Here is a 4,829-nt window from a genome sequence, read left to right on the forward strand (position 1 = left end):
GTGCAAAGGCTTCGACCGCCATTGCCGTTAACGGGCCAACGCCAGGTATCGTCTGGAGGCGGCGCGATACTTCGGACTGCTTCGACAGGGTTTTAAGTTTCAATGTCTTCGCATCAATCCGGGTCGTGAGATCGGAAACTGAAGCGAGCAGATCCTCGCATTCCTCCCGGACCAAAGCAGGCAGGCTGCTATCGGTCTGCGCCAGAAACTCCGCTATCTTCTTCATCTGATGGACGCCCTTGGGGAATACCTGACCCTGCTCATAAAGAACGGATCGAAGCGCATTGATCTGCTCAGTTCGTTGGCGCACCACGCGATCGCGCGCACGGAACACAACGCCTCTTGCGATTTGCTCGTTGCTTTTGGGCTCGACGAACCTCATCTCCGGGCGCTGCGCCGCAATGACGATCGCCTCGGCATCAGCCGCGTCATTCTTCTGCCGCTTGACGAACGGCTTAACATATTGTGGCGCGATCAGCTTTGCCTGGTGGCCAAGTCGCTGCAATTTTTGCGCCCAGTAGTGAGCGCCGCCACAGGCCTCTAGCACCACGATGCTTGCAGGCTGCTCTTCCATGAACTTTCGGAACTGAGGGCGGGACAGCCTCTTGCGAAACTTGACCTCTCCGGTCAGCGTAGTTGAAAGACATTCTTTGCCAAATCCACACCAATCATCGTATCAATCATGTTGCCGTCCTCTCTCTATCGTGGCCGTGTACGACCACATCTTTGGCACATTGCGATGCCGTTTGGGGAGGGCGGCAACCATCCCATCTCTCTTCCCGGGTGGGATCGGATCATGGGGACAGAGCACCCGTGTTACCATCAGCGTTTTGCGCGGGCGGTATCCTCGGCGGCGAGGGCCACATGAAATGGGTGTGGCGAAAGTTATCCCAGCCGGACCAGCAGGTCCGCGGATGGCTCGCCCGTTGCGGGCAGTCCGATGCTGGTCTGATAGGCGGCAATGGCCTGTTTGGTCTTGGGACCAATCACGCCATCGCTGCCGCCTGCATCAAAACCCCGTGTGGTTAGGCGCTGCTGCAAGGCAATTCGGTCATCCTTGGTCAGCCCGTATTGGTCCGGCGGAAAGCTGGATTTCAGCGGTCCGCCGCCGCCGATCCGGTCCGCCAGATGTCCAACGCCGATCGCATAGGCGTCTGAATTGTTGTAACGTTTGATGGCGCGAAAATTGCCGGTAACGGCGAAACGCGGCCCGTCCGGTTGCGGCTGCAGAACCGGGCCAGCGGCTGCACCGGTCACCTCGCGCCCCCAGCTTTGCCCAGCGGTCCAGCCGCTGCGCGCCAGATAAGACGCGGTCGAGGCCAGTGCATCTGTCGGATCCTCTGACCAGATATCGCGCCGCCCGTCGCCGGTGAAGTCCACGGCATATTGCTGGTAAGAGGTCGGCATGAACTGCGTATGCCCCATCGCCCCGGCCCAACTGCCAGTCATGCGGGCGGGGGTGGTGTCGCCGTTTTGCAGAATTTTCAAAGCTGCCACCAGTTGCTTTTCAAAGAACGCCCCGCGCCGCCCGTCATAGGCCAGGGTCGATGTGGCCGAGATCACAGGCACATCACCGCGACGCGCGCCATAAAAGCTCTCCAACCCCCAGATGGCTGTGATGATCTGGGCATCGACGCCGTAACGCGATTGCAGAGTGGTCAGCGTGCCGCGATGCTGGGCAAAGGCCGCGCGGCCTTTGGTGACGCGTTCGTCCGAAACAGCGATGGACAGGTAATCCTCAAGACTGCGTTTGAACTCCGTCTGATTGCGGTCACGCTTGACCACGCCAGGCAGAAACCCGGCATTGCGAAATCCCGTGCTGACGGTTGCATCCGAAAGACCATATTTCGCTGCACGTGACTTAAAGCCCGCAACCCAGGCATCATAGCCCGCGTTGGGCACGGGCCGCAGGTCAGCGGCCAGTCCGGAGGGTGGGGTGGACGTGGACGTACCGGTCGTTGGTATAGAACGACCACAGGCGACCAGGCCGCTGGCGGCAAGAACGCTTCCGAACTGACGTCTTGTGAAATGCATCTGGGTTACCTGCCAATTGGATTCCTTATTTTGGATATGGTATCGCAAAGCACGGTTCAGGCAATCATAACCGTGTGTAGGGTACGCCTGAAATGTGAGAGCTTTCACAAAGCCGTCGTCAAAGGTGTCCTATTATCCTCAAGCCAGACATTGCGCCGCGTGCAATCACGTACCCGGCCAAATCAAGCATGGAGACAATCATGGCAAAGCACCCCGTAGACCTTTCAGCGGATGATTGGGACGAACTGACTTTTCCCCGCGCCGAGGAAAACGATTTCGACCGTGTTGTGGAGCGCGCAATTTCCCGTCGTGGATTTCTGAGCAGCGTTGTCGCCTTTGGCTCGGGTGCGGCCGTTATGGGGACAGGCGTTTTCAATCCTGCACCCGCACAGGCGCAGACCGCTGCATCCCGGTTTCCTTTCACGCCGATCCCGCTTCAGACCGATGGCACCGTTCATGTCCCCGAAGGCTATAGCTGGAAAACCATGGTGCGCTGGGGCGATGCATTGTTTGCGACGGCAGAAGGGTATGACGTTGCCGAAGGTGGGACGCTTGAGAACTCCGACATGGTGTTCGGCGAGAATACCGACGGGATGGAAACCTTCAGCTATGGCGGACGCCAGCTGATCGCCATCAACCACGAATACGCCAACCGCAAGACCAATCTGCCAGCCGGGCAGGAAGGCACACCGGCAAATACCGATGATGTCCTGAAGCTGCAGAACCTGCAGGGTGTGGCTGTGTTGGAAATCGCCGAAGGGGATGACGGCTGGAAGGTTGTCAAAGACAGCGCCTATAACCGCCGTATTACCCATAACACCCCGATGACAATCGCAGGGCCCGCCGCTGGTCATGATCTGCTGAAGACCGAGGCTGATCCTACCGGCACCGCGTCGCTGGGGACGTTCAACAATTGCGGATCAGGCAAAACGCCCTGGGGCACCTATCTGACCTGTGAAGAGAATTTCAACGGGTACTTCGGTGCCAGTGGTGAAGCACAGGCTCAGCTTGAAGAAGGATACGGCCGCTATGGCATCGGGTCCGATGGCTGGGGCTATGATTATCACAAATGGGATGACCGTTTTGATATCACAAAGAACCCGAACGAGCCGCATCGCGCGGGCTGGGTGGTTGAGATTGATCCGACTGATCCCGAAAGCACACCGGTCAAACATACCGGTCTTGGCCGCTTCAAACATGAAAACGCCGAGGTGGTTCTGGCCGCAGACGGCCGCGTTGTTGTCTATATGGGCGATGATGAACGGGGCGAGTTCATGTATAAATTCGTCTCGAACGGTGTCTACCAGCCCGGCGGATCGACCGAGGGTCTGTTGGATGATGGCAAGCTGTTTGTCGCCAAGTTCAATGATGATGGCACCGGCGAATGGCTGGCGCTGACACCGGAAAGCACCGGCATGGAAAAAGCGGAAATTCTGATCTTTGCCCGTAAAGCCGGATCAGCCGTCGGGGCCACGACCATGGACCGCCCTGAATGGATCGCCGCGAACCCCCATGCTGTGGAGGCATATTGCTGTCTGACCAACAACAAGAACCGTGGCGTGAAGCCTAACGCTGGTGGTGATGAAACACCGGTCAACGGCCCGAACCCCCGTGAAACCAATCGCTATGGCCAGATCGTGCGCTGGCGTCCGCACAACGACGATCATGCGTCGGCCACGTTCGATTGGGACCTTTACGTGATGGCCGGTAACCCGGATGTCTATAAAAACGTCTATGGTGGGTCCGAGAACATCACCAACGGCAACCTGTTCAATTCGCCCGATGGTATGGCGTTTGACAGCAGCGGGTTGGTTTGGATCCAGACCGATGGCGATGACAGCAATGAAGAGGACTTTGCCGGTATGGGCAACAACCAGATGCTGGTTGGCGACCCGGTCACAGGTGAGATCGCCCGCTTTCTGACCGGCCCGAATGGTTCCGAGGTTACAGGCCTCTGCTGGTCAGCAGACCGGCGCACGATGTTTGTCGGCATCCAGCACCCGGGCGGCGACTGGCCCGATGGCGGGGGCAGCCTGCCACGCTCGTCGGTAATTGCCGTTAAGCGTGACGACAACGGCCTGATCGGCTGAGGATAAAGCCCCTCGAACCTTGCGTCCGGGGGGCACCTGTTTCGGTATCAAGCGACTGATATCAGTACCGGTTTTGGTTCTCGGGGCCAAAGGTTTATGCGCCCTTCATCAAGCCTCTTGCGACCACGTCAACGTCTTCCCGCTTGTCATCTTCGGTCGGACGATTTGCAAGCCGGGCGATGTCTGGGATCAGGTCGGTACTGATCGACGGATCAAGCTTCGGCAAAAGTGTCGAAAGCACCCAGTACTTCCAGACAGCATCATCAGAGCTCAGAACAAAGCGAATATGGGGGACAATGGCTGGGCCAGCCCCTGCAAGAAGGTTTGCAACATCATTTGCGACTGGCCAGTTCATGTCCTGCAACCACTCCAGCAATGCGGGAATGGCGGGGTCTAATTCAGGGAAGCCCAGCATCTTGGCGCGCGCCAGTGCTTCGAGATCAAATTTATCTTTGGGAATGCAGGTATCATAGCTCATGAAAAGACACTGACAGGTCGTCTGCGCACGCGCAACGCCGCGTTGGTCCTGAGACGGAACAGTCCCTTCATGGCCAGTTACAGTGCCGGGTATATTGGCTCTGATCCGATGTTAAAGCGTTTCGAGTTTACCTTGAGACATCACATAAAATCGAAACGCGTACACCATATAGGCTTATCACTGCGTTTCAGGATAATCTTTTGTCTCAGGTTTATCCCGAAACGCTT

At 57.6% G+C, this 4,829-nt stretch carries 4 protein-coding genes; 1 reads left to right on the forward strand and 3 read right to left on the reverse strand.

All coding sequences use genetic code 11. The features are described 5' to 3' along the window. On the reverse strand, positions 1–574 hold a 574-nt coding region (locus ACW9UQ_RS18320), incomplete at its 3' end, for an IS110 family RNA-guided transposase (protein WP_458932433.1). 311 nt (positions 575–885) lie between these two features. Next, on the reverse strand, positions 886–2,034 hold the full coding sequence (locus ACW9UQ_RS18325) for a lytic murein transglycosylase (protein WP_458932434.1): 1,149 nt from the start codon (positions 2,032–2,034) through the stop codon (positions 886–888). Between the two features lie 200 nt (positions 2,035–2,234). Between ACW9UQ_RS18325 and ACW9UQ_RS18330 the strand changes: the two genes are divergently transcribed. Continuing rightward, positions 2,235–4,124 carry a PhoX family protein gene (locus ACW9UQ_RS18330; RefSeq protein ID WP_458932435.1) on the forward strand — a complete coding sequence of 630 codons (1,890 nt, stop codon included), beginning with the start codon at positions 2,235–2,237 and terminating at the stop codon, positions 4,122–4,124. A 94-nt stretch (positions 4,125–4,218) separates the two neighbouring features. Here ACW9UQ_RS18330 and ACW9UQ_RS18335 read toward each other — a convergent pair whose 3' ends face one another. Further along, positions 4,219–4,602 carry a DUF5071 domain-containing protein gene (locus ACW9UQ_RS18335; protein WP_458932436.1) on the reverse strand — a complete coding sequence of 128 codons (384 nt, stop codon included), beginning with the start codon at positions 4,600–4,602 and terminating at the stop codon, positions 4,219–4,221. Positions 4,603–4,829 lie beyond the last annotated feature (227 nt).

This window comes from Halovulum sp. GXIMD14793 (assembly GCF_054457435.1).